Raw genomic sequence first — 23,272 nt, 5'->3', positions numbered from 1 at the left:
CACACTTACATATTTCACTTAATTAGCCAACTATTGCCTGTTAATTCATCCAGACTATATTTCTCAAACTTCATAATATTTTTTAAATGAAGCTCGTCTCTTGACCATGAATCATATTTTTCATAATAAATTCCAATATTTCCGTCCGGCAATTCTGACATACAAGAATATGCAAATCCATATTTATCATTATCAATTGAATAGCAATATTTCCATTCTATGTCATATTTATCATATCCTTCTGCCCCTGTATCATTTACAAGACCAACCCATATCTTTCCTCCACGTCTACCATTTGTGGCAGCTGGCTCTGATAATAAAATTGCTGGTTTTCCATCTACAAGCTGACTTGTGCTAATTACGGAAAGCTGTGTACCATAAGATGCTGCTGTCATGCCAGGAACAAATTCCTGCTCTGTCCATGTTGTACCCCCATCAATGCTTGTTATAACACCTATTTTCCCTACACTTGTACGCATATAAGTTTGAAGTGTACCATCCGGTAATTCTACAATTTGTGCTTCTGCAAAAGTTCCACTTCCGCCCAAATCTGTTGTAACATAGTTCCAATTAGCTGCATGATCATCACTATACAGGAATCCAAATTCTGCTGATATACTATTATACATTGTTAATATAATTCTTCCTGCATGCTCACCATTTTTAATCTGCGTTCCTACTCCTGGTCCATATAATGGGACTCTCTGATTATCCTCTTTAAACCTTCCAAGAATTTGCATATCTGACCATGTTTCACCTTCATTATCACTATATTTCATTACAATAAAATTTGTTGGCAAAACTTTAAAATAAGAATCTTTATAGAAGATATTCATATTAACGTCTACATCATTTTTTTCTTCAATCAGTTTTGTTCCTTCAAAATGAACATCATACTGTTTCTGAGTTAAATATTCGCCATTTTTCAGCAAATCATAATCACCATCTACCGAGTACTCTGTAGGCATTCCTGTCCTATCGTCATAGATTATACCATCTTCTCGAATGGTATAATTGTATGTATTAGCTGGATCTTTGTGCCAATGAAGTTTTACATATTTCTCTCCATCCACTGTTTTAAATCCAGAACCGGCAGCTGTATTAGAAAATCCTATTCCAGCAGGCATAGCATCTGCAAACAAGAATAATCTGCCAGTAGTACTATCTTCTACTGTTACTGAATCAATAAAAGAGGCACTTCCATTAATTTGTACATTTTTTCCTACAGAATCTCTTGGCCAGTCTATCGCCTGAGCTGCATAATCATCAAATACTAAAGGAAGTGTTGGAGTGCTCCACGTCTCTCCACTGTCTTTACTTTTTGCAAAAGCTATATCAATATTACTTTTTGCATCATGTGTTCCTCCATATCTGGCATCTGCAGTAGCAACTACTGTTCCGCTACTTAAAGTTAGCAATGTAGGAATTCTAAAATAATTAGAGCTGGTCTCATCTCCTGCATAAAAAATATTTTTTCCATAAGTAGTCTTTCCTGTACTTTCTAGTAGCTCTTCGTCACTCAATGGATTACTATATACTTTTACATTCTTTATAGTTCCCTCAAATGGATAGCCTACTGCTCCATCTCTTATTGTTCCTCCAAGCTGAACGTTATTTACTCCACTTATATCTTTAATAAACTTAAAGTCTTCCTGTTTTAATGTAGCAAGTAATTCTCCATTAGCAAAAATTTTGTACTCCTTCTTCTCTTTATCAGCTTTAAAAGCTACTGTATTTTCTGCTATTTCACCTTTATAGGAACCTCTCAATGCAGCCGGTCGACTTAATGTATATTTAAACACCTCATCCGTGTTTCGTAATTCCATTCCTAAAGCACCTGTATCTGTAATATATAGATGAAAATATCGGTTTCGATTTCCCTTTGTAGAATTTCCTGCACTAATAAGACTTTGATAAGCTTGCGTCCCTGTAGATGTAAATGAAACTATAATTGTTCCTTCTTCTAATGACTGTATCATATCACCACCTGTCTCATTCGTTAAGTCATAGGTATTTCCCTCTTCAATATCAATATTCTCCTTTTCCAATATAAGTCCCTGTGGAATTACAGAAATATTTGCATTATTTTCTTTCTCTCCTGCCCATACATTGTAAGAATATGCTGGTACAATTGTTGAAGTAAGCGTTAATGCCATAAAAACCGCCATAATTTTTTTATTCCGTTTTTTCATTACAAAACCTTCCATTATTTTGAAATTTAAAAGGAGAGAACTTCAACTTTTACTATGAAATGTCCTCTCCTCCTGCCTTATATTTTTATTTTCCTATAATTTCGCTTAATGCTACTTTCCTGTTTTCGAATCTTGACTTTGTACAAGCATCAGCTGTCGCAATAGCTGCTCTCGCTGCTTCTCCTGTCAACAGTGGTCTAAATTCATCAGAAGGTTCCATTCCGTGCATCAATTCATTAAGATATCTCATCTCTTTGTTCATGACTCCTTGTAACCATAATGGAGGTATTTTGTCTGGATTTCCATATTGAATTGCACCATCCATCTCTGTTCCATGATAAATGCTTGTTCTATTATCATCTTCCTCTTTCGTCTCATGAAGTAAGAAATGTTCTTCCTTTCCATCAACCTTTAAAGTACATCCAGCATCAAACATATCCAGTTTAATTGCGCCCTTTGTTCCTTGAATTAACAAATAATGTTCTGGCCAGTGGAAAGCAGACCCCCATTCCATTACTGCGAAACGATTATCAGAAAACTCTGCATTAATAAACAGCATATCATCTTCGTCACCAAAATTTTCACCTACATGAGCCACATTACCGCCTGTCATAGTAACAGCCTCCGGCATACCACCCATAATAAACTGTACACAGTCCAATTCATGAATGTGGTGATATAAATGTCCACCTGATTTTTCTCTAATTTTTTTCCATGATACAGATGGCTGTACATCTTCCCAGCCATTTCTTGCTGAATGACAATATAAAACTTTTCCGATTACACCTTCATTAATCAACTCTTTTGCTCTCTGTACTCCATGGAAAAAGTTCATAATATGTCCTGCCATAAAAGTTACTCTATTTTCGTCACAAGCTCTAACCATTTCATCACAATCTTCATAACTAAGAGCAATTGGTTTCTCACAGAATACATTTTTCCCGTGCTGTGCAGCCTTAATAACTGGCTCTTTATGTAAATAATTTGGTGTAGCAACTACAACAGTATCTACATCTTCTCTCGCTACCAGTTCATCTAACGAAGCTGCTGCATCACAGCCAAGCTCATTAGCAATTTTCTGACCATTATCCGGATCATATACAACTGTTACTTCTGCATCGTCCAATCTCTTTAAAATTCTTGCCAGCTCCGCTCCAAAATAACCTACACCTACTACTCCATATTTTACTACCATAATAAAAATCTCCTTTCACGTTATGTTTTTTATTTCACTGCACCTTCTGATAATCCACCTGCAATTTTATTTTGAATTAAGCAGAAGAAAATAATAGAAGGTATTACTACTAATGCTGACGCTGCCATCATGTCTCCCCAATCAAGGATTTCTGCTCCATCTAAAGAACGAAGAGCCACGGCAACTGTCATTTTTTCTGTGTCGTTAATCAAAATCAAAGAATACAAAAATTCATTCCATGCATTAATAAATGTATAAATAGCTGTTGCAACAATACCTGGTGCAACCAAGGGAAGGACAACTTTTCCGAATACCATAATCTTATTTGCCCCATCTATACGAGCTGCTTCCTCAATTCCAATAGGAACGCTCTTAAAGAACCCTACTAATAACCATACCGCATACGGAATACTAAATGATAAATAAACGATAATTAAACCTACTCTTGTGTTCGTCAATCCCAATTTTGCCATAACAATTGAATACGGAATTGCGAGCAAAATCGGAGGAAATATATATGTTGTCACTAAAAATCTAGACATAACTGCCCCGAATTTAGGAAAAAATCTTACAATTCCATACGCTGCCATAGATGCAATTGTAATTGCAATAACTGTTGTAATCAGAGAAATAATAATACTATTTTTAATATTAGTTATAAATCCCAAATCATTGATAACATGTTCAAAGTAATCTAGAGTCACTGTTTTTGGAAGAAAACCTGTAGGATTTCCTGTCAACTCACCTTTACCCTTAACTGATGAAATCAAAATCCATAAAAGAGGAAATACTGCAATACTCGTCAGAATAAGTAAATAAACATGACATACTGCATTTCCAACTCTTCCCTGTCTACGTTTCATTACTTATCCTCCTTTTCCCAACGTCCGATAACTGCAAAGTATCCAATACAAATTACCATCATAAATATAAACAACAGAACTGTTACTGCTGATGACTGTCCCAGTAACTTTGTTCCCCAACCCATATTGTATGCATATACCGGTACAGTTTCCGTAGAACCTGCTGGACCTCCTCCTGTAATCAGATAAATAATATCAAAGTTATTAAATATCCATACTGTACGAAGAACTACAAGAAGTCCCATAACAATTTTAATATGAGGAACTGTAATATAAAGAAATGACTGCCATTTTTTCGCACCATCAATTTCGGCTGCCTCGTATTGATCTTGTGGAACTGTTTGCAATGCTGACAGTACATTAACCATAATCATTGGTGCTCCAAACCATATATTTATCAAAACTAATACCACAAACGCTAACGTTTTTTCTGTTAAAAACTGAGGTATTTCATCGCAAATTCCTAGTTGTACTAAAAGATTTGGCAAAATACCATATACACCATTTAATATCCATTTCCATGAAAATGCGATAACAATAGATGGAAATGCCCACGGTATAATCAATAAAGTTTTATACACACCTTTTAAATGCTTTACCCTATTCAATGCCAACGCTGCAGTAAATCCTACTAAAAGTTGACCCACTAAAGAAAAAACCGTCCATTTTAATGAGTTAAAAAATGAACTCCAAAATGCTTTGTCTGTAAGAATTGTTATGTAATTGTCGAATCCTACAAAGCTGTAAGTTGGTCTTATTAAGTTCTTGTTTGTAAAACTATAAAAAATACTTGAACAAATAGGATAAAGAAATAAGGCACATACAACAATAATCGCTGGTAATACAAATAACCATCTTGTTAAGTCTCTATTTTTCATATGCTTCATGTGTGTTATCTCCTTTTAGAGGCTGTTGCTATAAATTATATTATGGCAACAGCCTCACTTTATTTTTATTGTGCAGCAGCCTTAAATAATGTATTTAATTCCTCTTCTGCTGCTTTCGCTGCCGTCTCAACATCAGTACCATTAGTAATGATATCTTGGAACATTTCTTCTATAACATGCTGATTTACAATTAATCCAGCCTGAAGATTTGGACCATGTTCAAATCCAATTGCTGTTCCCCCTGGTATCTGAGAACTAATAACTTCTTCTGCATGTTGGAATTGCTGAATAGTTTCATTATTTTTGTATGCATCTAAATCTTCAATACCAGAAATAGATGGAAGCATACCTACCGGCTGGGATGCCAAGAAATCTAAGTAATTTTCTTCCTCATACAGAGTTTTAATAAATTCTTTACAGATATCAGGGTGTTTTGAATTTTTCCATACTACAATCGGCTGATTAGAAGTTGTAATTCCCTTTTGTTCACTTCCGTCTATAGTAGGAATTGGATAACAATCTACATACTGTAATAAATCAGGAGAGTTCTGCTGAACACCACCGATCTGGAAACCAGAGTTAAAGTCAAATGCTGTTTTTCCTTGGTAATATAAAGTTGCCTGATCTAAAACGTCATAATTTACAGAGTCCTTTGGTGAACAATCTTCATAAACCTTCAACCAGTAGTTAATTCCCTCAATTGCCAAATCACTAGTCAAGTTTGCTGTTAAGTCATCATTCAAAAGGCTTCCACCACCGCTTCTAACATAGAAATTTAAGAAGTTTGTCGCCTGAAAATCGTTAGAACCACATGGGAATGACAATCCATAAATTCCATCTTTTGTAAGCTGTTTAGCTGTTTCATATAATTCATCCCATGTTTTAGGTACTTCTAATCCATTTTGTTCCAGCAAATCCTTTCTCACCCACATAACCATTGCATGGGAATATAATGGAATAGAATAATTATTACCATCCACAGTACCTTCGTTTAATGCATTTTCTGAAAATTTATCTCTTCCAATATCATCAATTAAATCATTTAAAGGAACTAATGCATCTGAGTTAATCATTTCTGTTACATGACCAACCAAAGCTGTACTCATATCTGGCACGTTTCCTGAAGCAAGTCCTGTTGTCCACTTTGTATAAAAGTCATTCCAAGAAAAGGTTTCTATTTTGATATTTACCTTTGGATTTTCTTCCATAAACTTATCTGCTGCTGCCTGGATGGTATCTAATCTTCCTCCCTGTGTAAAGGAATGCCAAAATGTAATATCACCTTCCAGCTCTCCGTCTGCATTCACAGAACTCTGCTCTTTTCCTTTATCCTTACTTCCAGAGTCACCTCCGCAACCTGCAAAAGATCCCAATGCCAAAATTCCTGCTAATAATAACGCTAGTTTCTTTTTCATAAAATCTAACTCCTTTCATCTATAATTTTACGTTCCTTTTTATAACGCTTTCCACATATCCCGTTCTTTTTTTGTGGATTTCGCTTTTGATAATGAAATTTTACTTCTTTTTTTTAGACAATACCACAGAATATCCATTTATTAGTAGCACAAAACAACACTTTTTATTCCACATCTGTGTATTCTTTATTTTTTAACAAAAAAATCTCTTTTCTATTGTTTCAGAAAAGAGTTTTTTGGTTATTTTGTATAATTACTAAAGGTTCGGCCAAATAAAACCATACATTTTTATATATTTTCCCTCACTTTATAGGATTATTCCGCACTATTCCTTGGATACTTTTCTATATTGATTAGGAGTTACACCAAAATATTTTTTAAATACGCGGATAAAGAAATTAACATCTTCATACCCAACACTATATGCTATATCGCTAACACTTTCTGCTGACAAAAGTAACCTTCTCCCTGCAACAGTCATTCGCATATCTCGTAAATATTCTCCCGGGCTTTTTCCCGTTTGCTCTTTAAAGAGCTTGCGAAATCTTGTTTCTCCTAATCCAGCCATTTCACAAAGTCTAGCTGTAGTATATGTTTCTGTGGGATGTAGCACCATAAAATCCACCACAGAACGAATTCTTTCATCCATACGCTCTGTTCCTGAATTTAAAGAGTTTTCTTTCCTCCATACCTCTCTTTTCAAATGTGCATTGTCCTTTCCTACTCTTTCAATAATCTTTCCAATCAGTAATTCCAAATATCCTCTGACTAAGAACATGCGCTCTGCCCCTTCTAAATGTATGGCATCATAAATTTTTTCAAAATATTCCTTTTCTCCCCTATCTTCTAAAACATCCGGCATTTCATAATAATCTTTCAAAAAATCTCCGCCATCATAGTACACAGACGTATTAAAACGAATACTCATAAAAGAAAAAGTACTCCCCAGTGCATGGCAGGATAACTCACATCCTCTTGGAATATACACTACTTGATTTTTTTCTACAGTAATCTCTTTTCCATCTATAATAAAGATTGCCTTTCCGGCTGTAATGTACCGCAACATACTATATGGAATTTTGCTTTCTGGCATATACCACTCTCCGCCAAAAGAATACTTATCCACATATAAAAAATTAATCCGTACTCCTTCGATATATGTTTTTTCTGTCTTTACTTCATTTTTTTTCACATTATCCCTCCGTATTCTTTTAGTCATTTGATAACACCAATTATACCCTTATTGTTTAAATTTGTGAATTATTTCTCTGTTTAAAAGTAGCCATTAGAACAGTTTAAATATTCATTTTAAACAGTTGATTTCCCTCTCTCATCTCCTTATAATAAAAATATAAATAAACGAAAAGGGAGAATTCACTATGATTATAAAAAATGGTTTTGTATTTCAGGAAGACGGTACCTTCCTGCAAAAAGATTTATATGTAGAAAATGACAGAATTGTAGCTTCAGAAGCAGAAGTAACAGATAAAACAGTCATTGATGCCTCCGGTTTAAAGGTTATTCCAGGTCTTGTAGATGTGCACAGCCATGGTGCAAAAGGTCATGATTTCTGTGATGCAGATCCAGAAGGCTTAAAAGTTATTTTACAGTACGAAAAAGAACACGGTATTACTTCCTACTGTCCTACTTCCATGACACTTGCAAAAGACCAGCTTATGGATATTTTTGCTACTGCTACGAAAGTAGAGCCATCCAAAGAGCTTGCTCATATTATCGGTGTAAATATGGAAGGACCATTGATTGATATTAAAAAGAAGGGCGCACAGGCAGGAGAACATATCTCCGTTCCTGATGCATCTTTCTTTAGAAAATGCAATGAAGCCTCCGGAAATCAGATTAGACTGGTTACATTGGCACCAAATGTAGACAAAGCCTTTGACTTTATTCAGGAAGTGAAAGATGAAGTTGTTATTTCTATCGGTCATACTACTGCAAATTACGAATGTGCAAAAAAAGCTATGGACATGGGTGCGAAACACGTAACTCATTTATACAATGCCATGCCTCCATTTGCTCACAGAGATCCAGGTGTTGTAGGTGCAGCTTGTGATACCCCAGACTGTATGGTAGAACTTATTTGCGATGGTTTCCACATTCACCCTGCTACAATCCGTACTACATTTAAGATGTTCGGTGATGAACGTGTTGTCCTTATCAGTGACTCCATGATGGCAACCGGTATGCCAAATGGTAAATACGAACTTGGGGGACAGGAAGTTACTATGACCGACTGCTTTGCAGCTCTTTCTGACGGCACAATTGCAGGCTCTGCTACAAACCTTTTTGACTGCATGAAAAAAGCTATGGAGTTTGGAATTCCTGAAGCAACTGCTATCTTTGCAGCTACCAGAAATCCGGCTAAGAGCATTGGCGTATATGACAAAGTAGGTTCTCTTACTGCTGGTAAATATGCAGACATTGTACTCGTAAATGATAATTATGAAATTCAGCAGGTAATCTAATATCTGCAGAAAGGGGCGTTTTATGGATTTCACTGAAGCTTTGCAGTCACGTATTGACACTTTTAAAAGCCAATATCCACTGCCCGACTCACTAAAGGCAAGACTTGTAGAACCTTCTATGCCTTTTTATGGAACAAAAATTCTCACACAGGCAGTTACTGCTTTATTAGAGGGCGAAAATCTGCTGCTATGTGGAGATAAAGCAACAGGGAAAAATATACTGGCTGAAAATCTGGCATGGATTTTCGGCCGTCCCACCTATAACATTTCTTTTCATGTAAACACAGACAGCAGCAGCCTCATCGGAACAGATACTTTTAAAAATAATGAGGTTACTTTAAGACAGGGACCTATTTATCAATGTGCTGTTTCCGGCGGTTTTGGTATTCTGGATGAAATCAATATGGCAAAAAATGATGCGGTAGCTGTGTTGCACGCAGTTTTGGATTACCGCAGAATTATGGACGTACCTGGTTATGAAAAAATTGCCCTTCATCCTGCCACACGTTTCATTGGTACTATGAATTATGGCTACGCTGGAACAAAAGAGTTAAATGAAGCTCTTGTTTCCCGTTTTATGGTAATCAATATGCCTCCACTTTCTATGGAACGTTTAGAACAGATTTTAAGAAATATCTTTCCTCACATCAAGCCAGATGCCCTGGAACAATTCTGTGGTCTGTTTTTAGACTTACAGTTAAAAGCAAAAAATGGAGAAATTTCCACAAAGGCAGTAGATATGCGTGGGCTTATCGGTGCCCTTCGCCTGGTTCATGGTGGTCTAAGTCCAATGGAAGCTGTGGAAATGGGTATTATTAATAAGAGCTTTGACAATTTTGAACGTGAACTGATTAGCGATATTGTTGTGACTCGTATCCCTGATACATGGAAAAGCGGTGATGTGTTCTAATGAAAGAAAACATGATGGAAAACAGACTGCAAAATCTTCTGTGGACAGTCAGTGAGGACTATAACTGCGATGTAAAAATCAATCCCGCAGACTTGCAAAAATCTCCTGAAATTGCTTTCTACAATATGGTTTTGCAAGGCGCTTTCCAAAAATATTTTGATGCCGATTTTTTTGAAACTTATATAAAAAAGAAAATACAATATGGAGCAGAACCTTCTGTTCTTACCCTGATTTCCAAACTCTGTATCGACAGTGCAGTTTCCTTAAAAATCTGTGCAGAGAGAAAAGGAATTGAAAATATACGAAGAAAAGCTTTCCGGGAAACTCTAAAAAAGGATGCTTTTCGCTTTTCTCATACGGATTGGGATTATCTGGAATATTGCTATTTAGAATTTCAGCTTTACCAAAAAACCATAAATCCCAAGCTGCATCCTTTGCTTTTAAAAATCGCTGCACTTTCTCATGCAAGCTCTGTAAAAGATGTATGCAAATGTATTGATGAAGTCTATCATACTTCTTATGAAAAAGGCTTCGCAGAATATTTTAAAGGTATCAGCAGAGACACTTCCGGCTTGAAATCTGCTGCTGAAGAATCTGATGAAACAGAGGAGCAGGATAACTTAATTTCTGATGAAGATACTGTCAATATTTTCAGCGGCCATGTAGATGCTCAAGATAATGGAAAACAGGATAAATCCAATGTCAGGCTTCTGGCTCTTGATAAACAATCCTCAGAGCATTTGGAAAAGTATATTGAACTGAATTATGGAAAAAGTATTCTTCCGCCCAATGAAAAATCGCGTTTGCAAAAACAAATGTGTACAGGCATACATGAAGACTGCAAGCTCCATATTACAAAAGGTGTCCTACACAATCAGGCAGTAAGTAATGCCAAAACAGATTATGTAAAGAGAATAAAAGAAGAAAATCTTCACGTTTATAAAAAGAATTTTCTTCTCACACGCCAAAACATTTTATCTCTTTCTAATCTGTTAAAAAGAGCTTTACTCACCAGAACAGAACGGGAATTATGTACCAGTGAATACGGCACAATCTGTCCGGAAAAGCTCTGGAATTTAGGTCGAACAGATAATTCCATGCTATTCAAACGGGAGCTTTTACAAGATAATTCTGATTTTGCCGTAGAAGTCCTAATTGATGCCAGCGGCTCACAGCAAAGACGTCAAAGCCTTGTAGCACTTCAGGGATTTATCATCAGCAGGGCTTTAAGCCTTGCCCAAATTCCCCATCGGGTAACAGGCTTTTGCACCTTTGGTTCCTACACTATCTTAAATGAATATCGAGATTACCTGGACAATTCTGACGCTGATGAGAATATTTTTGAATTTTATGGTTCTGCCAACAATCGAGACGGACTTGCTATTCGAGCTGTTGCGGACAGCCTTGATAAACAGCCACAGGAAAATAAAATTCTGATTGTATTAAGTGATGGAAATCCCAACGATATCATCGCCGCAAATTCTCGTCAAAAAACAGAAAAGCAGCCCTATTATCTGGATTTTGCAGTAAAAGACACTGCCACAGAAATTCGCAGGCTGAGAAATCGTAAAATTTCTGTTTTAGGTGTATTTGCAGGCGAAGAAGAAGACCTTCAGTCAGAAAAGAAAATCTTTGGAAAGGATTTTGCCTATATTCACGATATTTCCAACTTTGCTAATATCGTAGGACATTATCTGAAAAAACAAATCACAGACTAGACAAAAAACTTCCGCCACATGGATACCGGACACTTAGTCCTGTCAATGTGGCGGTTCAAAGTTATAATATCACAAAAATTTCTTAATCAGATCTATCTTCTTTTCCCTTTTCAACTGTTTAATCTCATATTCCCTGCGCATAGCTTCCGTCTTGGTCTCAAATTCTTCAAAATAAACCAGCTCTACTGGACATCTGCTTTTTGTATATTTTGCGCCCTTCCCCGCATTGTGACTGGCAATCCTTTTTTCCAGATTGTTTGTCCATCCGGTATAAAAACTGCCGTCGCTGCACTTTACCATATACGTATAATTCATCTTCTTCTCCCGTAAATCTATGTAAGGAACGCCTTGCCCAAAGACATGACGTTCTATATATCAAGCCGCCGATTAAAAAGTATTTTACTCAAACAAGATACTGACTGTAATATAAAATCGGCTGCGGATTTTCTTTCCGCATAGTTTATTATACTCTCCCAGTCAGAATTTGTGAATGATATTCTTTTACGGAAGATACTGCATCGGATCTAAAGAAACTCCATCCTTTGATAAAGCAAAGTACAGATTTGCCCCTTCCTTTGTGTAATATTTTGTAGGTTCACTGATATATCCCAATATACTTCCGGCGGAAACATATTCCTCTGCCTGAAATGGTACGTCTTTTAACTGTCCGTAAACTGCCTGATAGCCATTTCCCATATCCACCGTAACCGTCTGCCCTGTTTCTTCATTATTTACCACAGACACAATTTTTCCGTTGGCAACTGCTGCCACGGGAGCGCCTACTTCTGAAGAAATAGCGATTGCAGGATTGAGCTTATACACATTTAAAGTCGGAAAATAAATTGTATTATCCATATTATAATCCAAAACAACCTGTCCGTTTACCGGCCATTCCATTAAGGAACTCTCTGTAAAGTTAATTTCCGGCGCTGCTGCTGCCTGTGCAGATGTATTTTCTGCCTCCGGTGTAGGTGTCTGCTCCGGTGTTGTTTCCGGTGTCACTGTTTCAGGAGCAGTCTCCTCTGTGCTCTCCGGTGTACTGTCTTCCACTTCTCTTGTACCCTCTACATCTGTGGTATTTACATCCTGTGTTTCTTCCTCTGTCTCTTCTCGTTCCTCTGTTTTTATTGCCTGGTCAACAATATCTTCCTCGTTCTCCTTAACAAATTCTTTCTCATTTGCTCTGCTCTTACTCCCGGACTGGTAAACAGCCACACAGGTAACTACCAGAGTAAGTGCCAGTAAGCTTCCCAGTGCTACACGAATTTTTCCTTTTTTACTCATATTTTTCACCTCTGCCTTAGTGGGCTCATCCGCCCCTTTCTTGTTTTCAAATATAGGATTACCAGAAAAGCAGAAGTTATACATCTTTTCATTTTTCTTTCTCTATTTCCATATCAGGAAAAAAATATCCCAATATCTGCTCATAATTTTTTCCTTCTAATGCCAGATTGTGAGCCGTATACTGGCTCATTCCCATTCCATGTCCGATACCTTTACATAAAAAACGCACTTCCCCTTGACTGCTTTGCACGCTAAAGCAAGAGGAAGGCAAATCAAGCACCTCTTTTATCCGTTCTCCCTGAAACGCCTGATTTCCAATCTGAATTTCCATAACATACCCTGCACTGTCTGTTTTTGTTATTTCGATTTCTGCCTCTGCTGTTATGGAAAAAGCAGGATAACTTTTTTTAATCTTCTCTTCCAACTCCTTTAAAGAAAAATAACAGCCCTCTACATACAGAGGACTGTCTATATCTTTCGGTGTTTCCACTGAGGGTATGTAAGCAAACTTTTCACCCAGAATTTCTTCTCCGCTTCTGGTTTTACCCTGACTGAGAGGATGATAAGGAAGCTCTCTTTTCTCCTTTTGAAATACAAGAACTTCTCCCTCGGTATGAACAGCTGCCTCCTGAAACCTCCGAAATTGTTTCAGTTCTTCCCCGCTCATACTTTTTTTCTTTAAATAATCAGCCGCTTCCCGAATATCCTTCATGGCTTCTTCTGATTTCATTTTTAAAGATAAATTCGTTCTCTCAATCACTGTCTGCGCTTGAATTGCTTCTTTCTCATATCCCCAGTCAATATGAGCCGCTGTTAAAATCGGAATATATTCTTCCAAATCCGTCTGCCGGCTTAACGGACACGCCTTTCTGCCCGAAATAATCATAGTCAAAAGATACGGCAATACCAAAAACAACACTGCAAGTAACATACCTGCGTCTTTTTCTTTTTTCATAAAAATACAAAACCTGCATTTTCTTACTTGTATTATATGTCGTCTTTGGCTATTCTATCCCTTTTTCACAATAAACGCAGGAATTGGAGGATTATTTTCCCTGTTATAATAGCTGTTGACAATCACAACATACTTTCGGCTGTTCAGCTTCTTTAAATACTCTAAAATTCGATTTTTTTCTTCAAATCCCGTATCTCCTCCGCTGTAAATGCAAAGTGCCATCACACCGCCTTTTTTCAGCAGTTCAAGACCTTTTTCAATAGCTTTTACGCTAGTATCTGCCTTTGTTGCCAGATTGTGGTCGCCTCCCGGCAAATAGCCGAAATTAAAATAAATGCCGTCTACGCTTCCTGCTTCTGCATATTCATCCATGTTTTCATGACTGTCCAGATAAAGCTTTGCCCTGTTTTCCACATTGTGCTCTTTTAAAAGCTTTGTTGTACACATAATTGCCTTTTCCTGCACATCGAAAGCCAGAACTTTTCCACTTTCTCCCGCCAATTCACATAAAAACAACGTGTCATATCCATTTCCCATGGTTGCATCAATATACAACCCATTCGGATTTACCTGTAACTGAAACAGCTCATGACTCCACTCTGTAATCTGATAAGATTTCATACTTATTTTTCGCTAGCCTCCAATGCCTGTGAAAGGTCTGCGATAATATCGTCAATATGCTCAATTCCTACTGAAAAACGGATCATTCCCGGTGAAACTCCTGCTGCAACCAGCTGTTCATCATTCAACTGTCTGTGAGTATGGCTTGCCGGATGCAATACACTTGTCTTAGCATCTGCCACATGCGTAACAATAGAAGCCAGCTTCAGGCTGTCCATAAATTTCACAGCAGCTTCTCTTCCCTTCTTCAATTCAAAAGAAATAACCCCGCAAGTTCCCTTTGGCATATATTTCTGCGCTAAATCATGATATTTATCCTGTGGAAGTCCCGGATAATTCACCTTTCCAACCAACGGATGTGCGTCTAAATACTCCGCAACCTTCTGTGCATTATAGCAATGTCTTTCCACTCTTAAAACTAATGACTCCAGCCCTAAATTTAAGATAAAAGAGTTCATAGGAGAAGGAACAGAGCCTAAATCACGCATAAGCTGTGCATTAATTTTTGTAATATAAGCAGCTTTTCCAAACTGTTTTGTATAAACTACTCCATGATAAGACTCGTCAGGAGTTGTCAGTCCCGGGAATTTATCAGCGTGAGCTTCCCAGTCAAAATTTCCGCTGTCTACAATCGCACCGCCTACCTGCGCTGCATGACCATCCATATACTTTGTTGTGGAATGCACTACAATATCAGCGCCCCATTTAAACGGCTGGCAATTTACCGGTGTAGCAAAAGTATTATCCACTACAAGAGGAACACCATGGCTGTGAGCCAGATTTGCCATTTTTTCAATGTCTAATACTACTAAAGATGGATTTGCAATAGTTTCTGCAATGACAGCCTTTGTATTTGGTTTAAACGCTTTTTCCAATTCCTCTGCCGGCGCATCCACATCTACAAAAGTACATTCAATTCCCATCTTTTTCGCTGTTACGCCCAAAACGTTTAAAGTACCGCCGTAAATAGCAGAAGCACAGATTACATGGTCTCCTGCTTCACAAATATTAAAAATAGAATAAAAAATTGCTGACTGACCTGAGGAAGTGAGCACTGCTGCAACTCCGCCTTCCAAATCTGCAATTTTCGCTGCAACTAAATCATTGGTAGGATTTTGACATCTTGTATAAAAATATCCATTGTCCTTTAAATCGAACAATCTGCCCATTTCTTCTGTTGTGTCATACTTAAAAGTTGTGCTCTGATAAATCGGCATCATTCTCGGTTCACCCTTCTTTGGTTTCCAACCGGACTGAATACATTTTGTCTCAATATGATATTCTCTGCTCATCTCTATCCTCTCCTTTTATATAGAATTTTAAATTATTTTTTGTGCCAGCATCACTGCACCCAAGCATACCAACACACTGGCAATCATATAAATTACCGAAAGAACGCCTTTCCCATTTTCCATTAACACATAGCTTTCCAGCGCAAAAGTAGAAAAAGTGGTAAATCCTCCGCATACTCCCGTCTTTAAAAATAAAATCAAAGAGCTGCTTCCTATTCCCTTTTTTGCTGCGAATGCAGAAATACAGCCGATGAGAAAAGCTCCCGCTGCGTTGATAAAAAAAGTGTTCCACGGAAATCCTGATTTATCCTGTACAGGAATGAGGCTCAGTAAATATCTGGCTGCTGCTCCCAGAAATCCTCCCATGCCGACACAAAAACAGTTTAACATAGCTTCTATCTCCCTATCTTCTGTAATACTTTTGTCCAATAAGGATAATTGCCACAAACACTACCAATCCCGCTCCAAGCACTAAAAGCGTCTGCTCAGAACTTAATTTCATGCGTAAAGACAAAAGCTGCAAAATCAATAAATCCAAACCCATGACAGAAACTGCTCCGCCTATGGTCATCATAAACTTTCTCTCATTTTCAGGTGAAACCCCACTGGCAAAGCGTTCTCTTATCATAGACGGTTTACCTTTCACAGCAAGAAAAATTCCCGCCAAAATAATGACTGCTGCCAGAACAATCAATACAATCTGTTGCTGCGTCATCTTACTTCCTCCTCCATTCCCTGTTTCTCATATTTTTTTAATACAACTTTAAACCATAGCGGTAAAATTGTTCCTTTAAACACACAGGATAAGCTCAATGCCCACCAGACGCCGTTTAATCCCAAGCCCGTAGCAGATAAAATCATAGCTGCCGGAATTCTAAAGGCATTAAACAAAATTCCCGTAACAGACGGAGGCACAGTCTTTCCAATTCCCTGAAACGCCCCTGTGGCAGCGCCTTCTAGACACATAAAAATTTCCGAAATTCCTATAATTCTTAAATAATCCACTCCCATTGGAATAACATCCGGTTCTTTAATAAATATTTTAAAGAAAAATTCCGGAAATACCCACAAAAGCAATGTAGTAATTACACCCCACACCGCCATAATTTCAATGGCTTTTCGATATCCCTTCTTAATACGCTTCTTTTTCCCTGCACCATAGTTCTGTGCAATAAAAGCATTTACTGCTGTGGAAAAGCCTCCTGCCATCATCCATGAAATAGACTCTATCTGGCTTCCTACCTTCTGAACCGCAACTGCCGCATCTCCCCAGCCTGCAATAAAGCGAGCAATTACCATAGAAATCATAGACATCAGCGCATCCTGCATAGCAGAAGGAAGACCTATTTTTACAATTTCTCTGATATGTTGCTTCGGTGTTCTTACACACAAATGAATTCTCCCAAAAATAATTGGCTCTCTCCATACTGCTCTTAAATAAAGAACAAATACAATTATCTGTGCGAATACTGTTGCAAAAGCCGCTCCTGCAACTCCCATTCCTTTTAACGGACCAATGCCGAAAATCAAAAGTGGGTCCAAAATCAGGTTAATCACCAGCCCTACCGTAGTAACCCGAAAGGTAGTGACCGTATTTCCCATCGCAGCCAAAATACCTCCGATAACCTGATCTAAAAAGGAAAATACAATCAATCCGCAGGTAATCATCAAATAAACTCTCGCATCCCATATAACATCCGGACTGTTCAAATTAAAAAATCCAATCAACTGCTTATTCAAAAGCAAACTGATAATTCCATACAAAACACCCAGAAATGCTCCCATACGAAGAGCTCCTCTGGCAAACTCGGCTCCTTCTTCCGGATTTCCCGCACCCAAACGCTGTCCTACACTTACCTGCCCACCTATTCTTGGTATCATTGTAAATCCATTTGCCAGCCACATAAACATACCGGCTGCTCCAACTGCTGCTACCGCATTGCTTCCCAATCTTCCAATCCATATCATATCCACCAGATTGTATCCCATCTGAATAAAGGAAGTTCCCATGATAGGAAAAGCCAGACGGGCAAGGGTTCCCGCAATTGATCCTTCTAATAAATCAATCTTTTTTCTCATGTCCTTTTTCCTCAAATTCTGTCATTACTTTACTATCTTACCAAACTCTGAAAGAACCTGCAAACACTAATTTTTATCTGCAAAAGTCTCTTTTCAACTACCCCCAACTATGATACCCTTTAATATATAAAATTAAAGAATAGAGGACGCATTATGAAAGAGAAAATATACACCATTCCACTAATGGACGCATTTCATGCAAATGATGAATGTCCATTCTGTTTTATTGAAAGAAATCTGGAACAACACGCTTTGGACTTTGTCTTGGGACAAGGCGCTTCCTACATGGAAGACGACATACGGGCAGAAACCGATAAAATGGGATTTTGCCGAGACCACTATAAAAAGATGTTTCACTATGGCAACCGTCTTGGTACCGGACTTATTCTCACCACACATTTTAAAAAGAAAAATGAAGAATTGCAGCAACAAATAAAAATGTTTTCTCCAAAAAAGGCATCTATGCTGGGACATTTTAAAAAGGCAAAATTAAATCCCGATAACCCTCAAACCTCTTTGGGCACTTGGGTAAAGGAACAGAATAACTCCTGTTATATCTGTGATTATTCCAAGAATACTTATGCCAGATATTTAGATACCTTTTTTGAACTCTATCGTAAAAATAAAGAATTTCAGGAGATTTTCAAAAACAGCAATGGCTTCTGCCTTCCTCACTTCGGTGATTTAGTAGAAACAGCTGAAGAATTATTGTCTGACAAAGAAAAAGCTGAATTTTACCCACAATTATTCTCTTTAATGACAGAAAACTTACAGCGAGTTACCGATGATTTAGCATGGTTCTGTGACAAATTCGATTATAAAAACAAGGATGCTGACTGGAAAACCTCTAAAGACGCAATACAGCGGGGAATGCAGAAATCCGCCGGCAGCTATCCTGCCGATCCTTTCTATCAATCCGAAAGATAAGAAATTCAAAAGCATTTATAAAAAAAGAATAAATGAAAACTTCTCTTTTTCATTTTTCTTTTAGTATTTTGTCATAAATTAGCCTTATTTACATAGTATAGTATAACTTGTAAAAGCCAATAAGACTTTTTTCAAAATCTTTTTCTTTTCATATTACTGGCAAGCCTATTGCCAGTAACTCCTTCTTTTTTATGAAATGAACAAGAGCAGAAATCTATCCCCCTCAGATTTCTGCTCTTGCTTTTTTTATGTAAAAATTAGTCTGCACTGTAAAATCCTTCTGTAAAAATCTCACTGTTACAAACAAATATGATATTCTCCGTTTTTTTCTTTTCTTCACATTTCTTTTATCATTTCATCACAAATTCATCACATTTACCCTTTATAGTATAACTTGTAAAAGCCGATAAGACTTTTTCAAAAATCTTTTTCTTTTTCATATTGCCGGAATAAAAACCGGCTCTCCTTCTTTTTAATATTTAAAAATATTAAAAAAGAAACCAGAACCAACCTTCCCCCCTCATTGGTTCTGGTTCTTTTTTATTGTCTGCCTTAACTACTTTCCGATAAAAAGCTGGACCCAATTCATTCTTCCGTTCTTATCTACATAATACCCTACACCTATATGTGTATATGGACCCATAATGTTCTGACGGTGCCCTGGACTGTTCATCCACCCATTCATAACCTGCTCAGGTGTCCTTTGTCCCGCTGCAATATTTTCTCCGCACATCCAATATTCAATACCAAATTCCTGCAAAACAGTAAAACATGATGTTCCATCCGGACGAGTATGTGACAAATTTTGCTCTAGCTCCTTTGCACGCACACCGGCTGCCTCAGCAAGTTCATAATCATATTCTAAAGGTTCTAATCCATTTGCAGCACGCTCTTTATTTACAATGTTGGCAACTTCCATTTCATAAACTATGGAAATATCTTTCACCCATTTTCCATCAGGTCCTACATAATACCCATCAATCCAAGTATTCGTTGCCATTGCTCCGCTTTCGGTTAAATAGTAATCACCTATCCATCTATTTGATGCCATTGCTCCATCACTATAAAGATAATACCATTTTCCCCATATCTCCTGCCAACCTGTTTTCATATAACCGTTTCCATCAAAATAGTACCAGTATCCGTCTATAAACTCCCAATTATTTGTTGTATAGCTTCCGTCTCCATGACGATACCACCAGCCATACTCTGTATTTATCCATTGATTTCTTTTCCACTGACCATCAGAGCCTACATAATACCCATCAATCCAAGTATTCGTTGCCATTGCTCCATTTTCGGTTAAATAGTAATCACCTACCCATCTATTTGATGCCATTGCTCCGTCACTATAAAGATAATACCACACTCCATTAATTTTCTGCCATCCTGTCAGCATATATCCATTTCCATCAAAATAATACCACTTTCCACTAATTGATTTCCATGTATTAACCGGATAACTTCCATCATCCTCCTGATACCACCAGCCCGAGCTATTATACTCCCACTGAGCTGCTTGTACTTCTTTATTGCCTACAACTATACTTCCCATAAAAAGCAATGCTGCCGCAAATAATTTTACTCTTTTGTTTCTCATACTGCTTACCTCCTCTTTCATTTAAACTAATTTTACTAAACATCCTATGGATATACAAGAGTGAGATAAAAATGAGATATCGAGTATTTTTATTTCATAGAGCAAATTTTTCTATAAAACAAAAAACAGCCTAAATCCTTATCTTAAGGACTTAGACTGTTTTAAAACAGTGAAGCATCGGGGATTCGAACCCCGGACAACTTGATTAAAAGTCAAGTGCTCTACCGACTGAGCTAATGCTCCATATTAAATGCCCAGAGCCGGAATCGAACCAGCGACACGAGGATTTTCAGTCCTCTGCTCTACCAACTGAGCTATCTGGGCATGAGTAGCGGGGACAGGATTTGAACCTATGACCTTCGGGTTATGAGCCCGACGAGCTTCCAGACTGCTCCACCCCGCGATATACTATTTTACAATAAAATCTATAATAAATCTTATTGCTAAGCCGATGATCGGACTCGAACCGATAACCTGCTGATTACAAATCAGCTGCTCTGCCAATTGAGCCACATCGGCATATAATGGGCGATGGTGGATTCGAACCACCGAAGGCGTTGCCAGCAGATTTACAGTCTGTCCCCTTTGGCCACTCGGGAAATCGCCCATATTAACTTTTTAAAATAAATGGGACCTACAGGGCTCGAACCTGTGACCCTCTGCTTGTAAGGCAGATGCTCTCCCAGCTGAGCTAAGATCCCATAAATTTTCATTTACTTTCAAATGAAAGTAAACGACCCAGAAGAGACTCGAACTCTCGACCTCCGCCGTGACAGGGCGGCGCTCTAACCAACTGAGCCACTGGGCCATACTGAAGATATATACCTTCAAAACTACATATATAAAACGAAACCTTCCAACTGCCGTTCAGCTTAGTCCGCTTAACTTCCTAAGCTATTAGGTCAAGCCCTCGACCGATTAGTAACAGTCAGCTCCATACATTACTGCACTTCCACCTCTGTCCTATCTACCTCGTCGTCTTCAAGGGGTCTTACTTCTTTCGAATGGGATATCTCATCTTGAGGGGGGCTTCACGCTTAGATGCCTTCAGCGTTTATCCCTTCCGGACTTGGCTACCCGGCCATGCTCTTGGCAGAACAACCGGTACACCAGCGGTCCGTCCACCCCGGTCCTCTCGTACTAAGGGCAGCTCCTCTCAAATATCCTACGCCCACGCCGGATAGGGACCGAACTGTCTCACGACGTTCTGAACCCAGCTCGCGTACCGCTTTAATGGGCGAACAGCCCAACCCTTGGGACCTACTACAGCCCCAGGATGCGATGAGCCGACATCGAGGTGCCAAACCACTCCGTCGATGTGAACTCTTGGGAGTGATAAGCCTGTTATCCCCAGGGTAGCTTTTATCCGTTGAGCGATGGCATTCCCACTTAATACCACCGGATCACTAAGCCCTACTTTCGTACCTGCTCCACCCGTCGGTGTCGCAGTCAAGCTCCCTTCTGCCTTTGCACTCTGCGAATGGTTTCCGACCATTCTGAGGGAACCTTTGGGCGCCTCCGATACCCTTTCGGAGGCGACCGCCCCAGTCAAACTCCCCGCCTGGCATTGTCCCACCGCCGGATTACGGCGGCTGGTTAGAAACCCAATATCACAAGGGTGGTATCCCAACAGCGACTCCGCATAGACTGGCGTCCATGCCTCTTCGTCTCCCACCTATCCTGTACATGCAATACCGAGTCCCAGTACCAAACTGGAGTAAAGCTCCATGGGGTCTTTCCGTCCTGGCGCAGGTAACCAGCATCTTCACTGGTATTTCAATTTCACCGGATGCATTGTTGAGACAGCGCTCAAATCATTACGCCTTTCGTGCGGGTCGGAACTTACCCGACAAGGAATTTCGCTACCTTAGGACCGTTATAGTTACGGCCGCCGTTTACTGGGGCTTAAATTCAAAGCTTCGCTTGCGCTAACCTCTCCTCTTAACCTTCCAGCACCGGGCAGGCGTCAGCCCATATACCTCACCTTTCGGTTTTGCATAGACCTGTGTTTTTGCTAAACAGTTGCTTGAGCCTATTCTCTGCGGCCACATCTCTGTGGCACCCCTTCTCCCGAAGTTACGGGGTCATTTTGCCGAGTTCCTTAACAATGCTTCTTCCGTCGGCCTTAGGATTCTCTCCTCATCCACCTGTGTCGGTTTACGGTACGGGTACGATATAAACAATAGCGGCTTTTCTCGACGCATGGCTCACACACTTCCCTACTTCTTTTCGGTCCGCATCACGTCTTCAGATTGCCTGGCGGATTTGCCTACCAGACTCCTACCTCGCTTGCCCCGGGATTCCATTCCCGGGATGTGCTTTCCACACGTGTCCCCACAGTTCTGTTATATCGCAGTACAGGAATTTCAACCTGTTGTCCATCGACTACGTCTTTCGACCTCGCCTTAGGTCCCGACTTACCCAGGGCAGATCAGCTTTACCCTGGAAACCTTAGATATTCGGCCGTAAGGATTCTCACCTTACTCTCGCTACTCATTCCGGCATTCTCTCTTCCATAAAGTCCACAGCTCCTTTCGGTACTGCTTCTTCCCTTATGCAATGCTCCTCTACCAATTCCTTAGAATTCCTCAGCTTCGGTGTCGTGTTTTAGCCCCGGACATTTTCGGCGCAGGACCTCTCGACCAGTGAGCTATTACGCACTCTTTGAATGTATGGCTGCTTCTGAGCCAACATCCTGGTTGTCTTTGAAATCCCACATCCTTTTCCACTTAACACGCACTTTGGGACCTTAGCTGGAGGTCTGGGCTCTTTCCCTTTCGACTATCCAACTTATCTCGTATAGTCTGACTCCCGGTAAGCAATTCTGCGGCATTCGGAGTTTGATATTCTT

The 23,272-nt window shown here is 38.9% G+C and carries 19 protein-coding genes, 7 tRNA genes and 1 rRNA gene (1 of these 27 only partly in view); 4 read left to right on the top strand and 23 right to left on the bottom strand.

Annotated features, from left to right (window positions below; genetic code table 11):
• Window positions 1-14: 14 nt before the first annotated feature.
• The 6 genes from CGC63_RS00200 to CGC63_RS00175 all read right to left on the bottom strand — a co-directional run bounded on the left by CGC63_RS00200 (window position 15) and on the right by CGC63_RS00175 (window position 7,744).
• Window positions 15-2,192 (bottom strand): sialidase family protein, encoded by a 2,178-nt coding sequence (locus tag CGC63_RS00200; protein WP_154965426.1) that lies wholly within the window; start codon window positions 2,190-2,192, stop codon window positions 15-17.
• 85 nt (window positions 2,193-2,277) lie between these two features.
• A complete protein-coding gene (locus CGC63_RS00195; RefSeq protein WP_003021731.1) occupies window positions 2,278-3,387 on the bottom strand; it encodes a Gfo/Idh/MocA family protein in 1,110 nt (369 codons plus the stop codon).
• A gap of 29 nt (window positions 3,388-3,416) precedes the next feature.
• Window positions 3,417-4,250, bottom strand: a complete 834-nt coding sequence (locus CGC63_RS00190; protein ID WP_003021735.1) for a carbohydrate ABC transporter permease — start codon at window positions 4,248-4,250, stop codon at window positions 3,417-3,419.
• The gene (locus CGC63_RS00185; protein ID WP_003021740.1) at window positions 4,250-5,137 is read right to left on the bottom strand and encodes a carbohydrate ABC transporter permease; all 888 of its coding nucleotides are present in this window, start codon (window positions 5,135-5,137) and stop codon (window positions 4,250-4,252) included. The genes CGC63_RS00190 and CGC63_RS00185 overlap by 1 nt, the downstream gene beginning before the upstream one ends.
• Window positions 5,138-5,202: 65 nt before the next feature.
• Window positions 5,203-6,552, bottom strand: coding sequence for an ABC transporter substrate-binding protein (locus CGC63_RS00180; protein ID WP_003021742.1), 1,350 nt, complete (start codon window positions 6,550-6,552; stop codon window positions 5,203-5,205).
• A gap of 325 nt (window positions 6,553-6,877) precedes the next feature.
• Window positions 6,878-7,744: an AraC family transcriptional regulator gene (locus CGC63_RS00175; RefSeq protein WP_242970500.1), complete on the bottom strand. Its 867-nt coding sequence runs from the start codon at window positions 7,742-7,744 to the stop codon at window positions 6,878-6,880.
• A gap of 187 nt (window positions 7,745-7,931) precedes the next feature.
• Here CGC63_RS00175 and nagA point away from each other — a divergent pair, with 187 nt between their 5' ends.
• Genes nagA through CGC63_RS00160 form a run of 3 tightly spaced genes read left to right on the top strand, consistent with a single transcriptional unit; the run spans window position 7,932 to window position 11,663 of the window.
• Window positions 7,932-9,035 (top strand): N-acetylglucosamine-6-phosphate deacetylase, encoded by a 1,104-nt coding sequence (nagA, locus tag CGC63_RS00170; RefSeq protein ID WP_003021748.1) that lies wholly within the window; start codon window positions 7,932-7,934, stop codon window positions 9,033-9,035.
• 22 nt (window positions 9,036-9,057) lie between these two features.
• Window positions 9,058-9,945, top strand: a complete 888-nt coding sequence (locus CGC63_RS00165; protein ID WP_003021751.1) for an AAA family ATPase — start codon at window positions 9,058-9,060, stop codon at window positions 9,943-9,945.
• 11 nt (window positions 9,946-9,956) lie between these two features.
• Window positions 9,957-11,663, top strand: a complete 1,707-nt coding sequence (locus tag CGC63_RS00160; RefSeq protein ID WP_242970499.1) for a vWA domain-containing protein — start codon at window positions 9,957-9,959, stop codon at window positions 11,661-11,663.
• 69 nt (window positions 11,664-11,732) lie between these two features.
• On the opposite strand, the gene CGC63_RS00155 is transcribed toward CGC63_RS00160, so the two are convergent.
• The 8 genes from CGC63_RS00155 to CGC63_RS00120 all read right to left on the bottom strand — a co-directional run bounded on the left by CGC63_RS00155 (window position 11,733) and on the right by CGC63_RS00120 (window position 17,894).
• A complete protein-coding gene (locus tag CGC63_RS00155) occupies window positions 11,733-11,978 on the bottom strand; it encodes a GIY-YIG nuclease family protein (RefSeq protein WP_003021758.1) in 246 nt (81 codons plus the stop codon).
• Between the two features lie 186 nt (window positions 11,979-12,164).
• Window positions 12,165-12,947: a M23 family metallopeptidase gene (locus CGC63_RS00150; protein ID WP_040351226.1), complete on the bottom strand. Its 783-nt coding sequence runs from the start codon at window positions 12,945-12,947 to the stop codon at window positions 12,165-12,167.
• A gap of 88 nt (window positions 12,948-13,035) precedes the next feature.
• Window positions 13,036-13,902, bottom strand: a complete 867-nt coding sequence (locus tag CGC63_RS00145) for a SpoIID/LytB domain-containing protein (RefSeq protein WP_003021765.1) — start codon at window positions 13,900-13,902, stop codon at window positions 13,036-13,038.
• Window positions 13,903-13,956: 54 nt separating this feature from the next.
• Window positions 13,957-14,523, bottom strand: a complete 567-nt coding sequence (gene mnmM / locus CGC63_RS00140) for a tRNA 5-(aminomethyl)-2-thiouridylate-methyltransferase MnmM (RefSeq protein ID WP_003021768.1) — start codon at window positions 14,521-14,523, stop codon at window positions 13,957-13,959.
• Window positions 14,524-14,525: 2 nt separating this feature from the next.
• Complete coding sequence (locus CGC63_RS00135) at window positions 14,526-15,815, bottom strand: O-acetylhomoserine aminocarboxypropyltransferase/cysteine synthase family protein (RefSeq protein ID WP_003021771.1); 1,290 nt, start codon at window positions 15,813-15,815, stop codon at window positions 14,526-14,528.
• A 27-nt stretch (window positions 15,816-15,842) separates the two neighbouring features.
• Window positions 15,843-16,205, bottom strand: coding sequence for a fluoride efflux transporter CrcB (gene crcB / locus CGC63_RS00130; RefSeq protein ID WP_009247662.1), 363 nt, complete (start codon window positions 16,203-16,205; stop codon window positions 15,843-15,845).
• A 13-nt stretch (window positions 16,206-16,218) separates the two neighbouring features.
• Window positions 16,219-16,530, bottom strand: a complete 312-nt coding sequence (locus CGC63_RS00125; RefSeq protein WP_003021778.1) for a hypothetical protein — start codon at window positions 16,528-16,530, stop codon at window positions 16,219-16,221.
• Complete coding sequence (locus tag CGC63_RS00120) at window positions 16,527-17,894, bottom strand: MATE family efflux transporter (RefSeq protein ID WP_003021780.1); 1,368 nt, start codon at window positions 17,892-17,894, stop codon at window positions 16,527-16,529. The genes CGC63_RS00125 and CGC63_RS00120 overlap by 4 nt, the downstream gene beginning before the upstream one ends.
• 153 nt (window positions 17,895-18,047) lie before the next feature.
• Here CGC63_RS00120 and CGC63_RS00115 point away from each other — a divergent pair, with 153 nt between their 5' ends.
• Window positions 18,048-18,821, top strand: coding sequence for a DUF6062 family protein (locus tag CGC63_RS00115; protein ID WP_003021784.1), 774 nt, complete (start codon window positions 18,048-18,050; stop codon window positions 18,819-18,821).
• A 556-nt stretch (window positions 18,822-19,377) separates the two neighbouring features.
• Here CGC63_RS00115 and CGC63_RS00110 read toward each other — a convergent pair.
• The 9 genes from CGC63_RS00110 to CGC63_RS00070 form a co-directional block, all read right to left on the bottom strand.
• Window positions 19,378-20,421 carry a CAP domain-containing protein gene (locus CGC63_RS00110; protein WP_040351180.1) on the bottom strand — a complete coding sequence of 348 codons (1,044 nt, stop codon included), beginning with the start codon at window positions 20,419-20,421 and terminating at the stop codon, window positions 19,378-19,380.
• Window positions 20,422-20,591: 170 nt separating this feature from the next.
• Window positions 20,592-20,664 (bottom strand) — tRNA-Lys (locus tag CGC63_RS00105).
• 8 nt (window positions 20,665-20,672) lie between these two features.
• A tRNA-Phe gene (locus CGC63_RS00100) sits at window positions 20,673-20,745 on the bottom strand.
• 5 nt (window positions 20,746-20,750) lie between these two features.
• A tRNA-Met gene (locus CGC63_RS00095) sits at window positions 20,751-20,824 on the bottom strand.
• A gap of 43 nt (window positions 20,825-20,867) precedes the next feature.
• Window positions 20,868-20,940, bottom strand: a tRNA-Thr gene (locus CGC63_RS00090).
• Between the two features lie 6 nt (window positions 20,941-20,946).
• Window positions 20,947-21,028, bottom strand: a tRNA-Tyr gene (locus CGC63_RS00085).
• Between the two features lie 21 nt (window positions 21,029-21,049).
• Window positions 21,050-21,122, bottom strand: a tRNA-Val gene (locus CGC63_RS00080).
• A 33-nt stretch (window positions 21,123-21,155) separates the two neighbouring features.
• Window positions 21,156-21,229, bottom strand: a tRNA-Asp gene (locus CGC63_RS00075).
• Window positions 21,230-21,319: 90 nt separating this feature from the next.
• A 23S ribosomal RNA gene (locus tag CGC63_RS00070) occupies window positions 21,320-23,272 on the bottom strand; it runs 931 nt beyond the window's last position.

The sequence above is a fragment of the Blautia hansenii DSM 20583 genome, assembly GCF_002222595.2.
Lineage (GTDB): Bacteria > Bacillota > Clostridia > Lachnospirales > Lachnospiraceae > Blautia > Blautia hansenii.
The sequence above is the reverse complement of the archived record's forward strand: the minus strand, read 5'-3'. Positions and strand labels throughout refer to the sequence as shown.

Coding starts and splice junctions, on each gene's coding strand:
- CGC63_RS00200 (WP_154965426.1), bottom strand. CDS start 2,192: ATGAAAAAACGGAATAAAAAAATTATGGCGGTTTTTATGGCATTAACG.
- CGC63_RS00195 (WP_003021731.1), bottom strand. CDS start 3,387: ATGGTAGTAAAATATGGAGTAGTAGGTGTAGGTTATTTTGGAGCGGAG.
- CGC63_RS00190 (WP_003021735.1), bottom strand. CDS start 4,250: ATGAAACGTAGACAGGGAAGAGTTGGAAATGCAGTATGTCATGTTTAT.
- CGC63_RS00185 (WP_003021740.1), bottom strand. CDS start 5,137: ATGAAGCATATGAAAAATAGAGACTTAACAAGATGGTTATTTGTATTA.
- CGC63_RS00180 (WP_003021742.1), bottom strand. CDS start 6,552: ATGAAAAAGAAACTAGCGTTATTATTAGCAGGAATTTTGGCATTGGGA.
- nagA (WP_003021748.1), top strand. CDS start 7,932: ATGATTATAAAAAATGGTTTTGTATTTCAGGAAGACGGTACCTTCCTG.
- CGC63_RS00165 (WP_003021751.1), top strand. CDS start 9,058: ATGGATTTCACTGAAGCTTTGCAGTCACGTATTGACACTTTTAAAAGC.
- CGC63_RS00160 (WP_242970499.1), top strand. CDS start 9,957: ATGATGGAAAACAGACTGCAAAATCTTCTGTGGACAGTCAGTGAGGAC.
- CGC63_RS00155 (WP_003021758.1), bottom strand. CDS start 11,978: ATGAATTATACGTATATGGTAAAGTGCAGCGACGGCAGTTTTTATACC.
- CGC63_RS00150 (WP_040351226.1), bottom strand. CDS start 12,947: ATGAGTAAAAAAGGAAAAATTCGTGTAGCACTGGGAAGCTTACTGGCA.
- CGC63_RS00145 (WP_003021765.1), bottom strand. CDS start 13,902: ATGAAAAAAGAAAAAGACGCAGGTATGTTACTTGCAGTGTTGTTTTTG.
- mnmM (WP_003021768.1), bottom strand. CDS start 14,523: ATGAAATCTTATCAGATTACAGAGTGGAGTCATGAGCTGTTTCAGTTA.
- CGC63_RS00135 (WP_003021771.1), bottom strand. CDS start 15,815: ATGAGCAGAGAATATCATATTGAGACAAAATGTATTCAGTCCGGTTGG.
- crcB (WP_009247662.1), bottom strand. CDS start 16,205: ATGTTAAACTGTTTTTGTGTCGGCATGGGAGGATTTCTGGGAGCAGCA.
- CGC63_RS00125 (WP_003021778.1), bottom strand. CDS start 16,530: ATGACGCAGCAACAGATTGTATTGATTGTTCTGGCAGCAGTCATTATT.
- CGC63_RS00120 (WP_003021780.1), bottom strand. CDS start 17,894: ATGAGAAAAAAGATTGATTTATTAGAAGGATCAATTGCGGGAACCCTT.
- CGC63_RS00115 (WP_003021784.1), top strand. CDS start 18,048: ATGAAAGAGAAAATATACACCATTCCACTAATGGACGCATTTCATGCA.
- CGC63_RS00110 (WP_040351180.1), bottom strand. CDS start 20,421: ATGAGAAACAAAAGAGTAAAATTATTTGCGGCAGCATTGCTTTTTATG.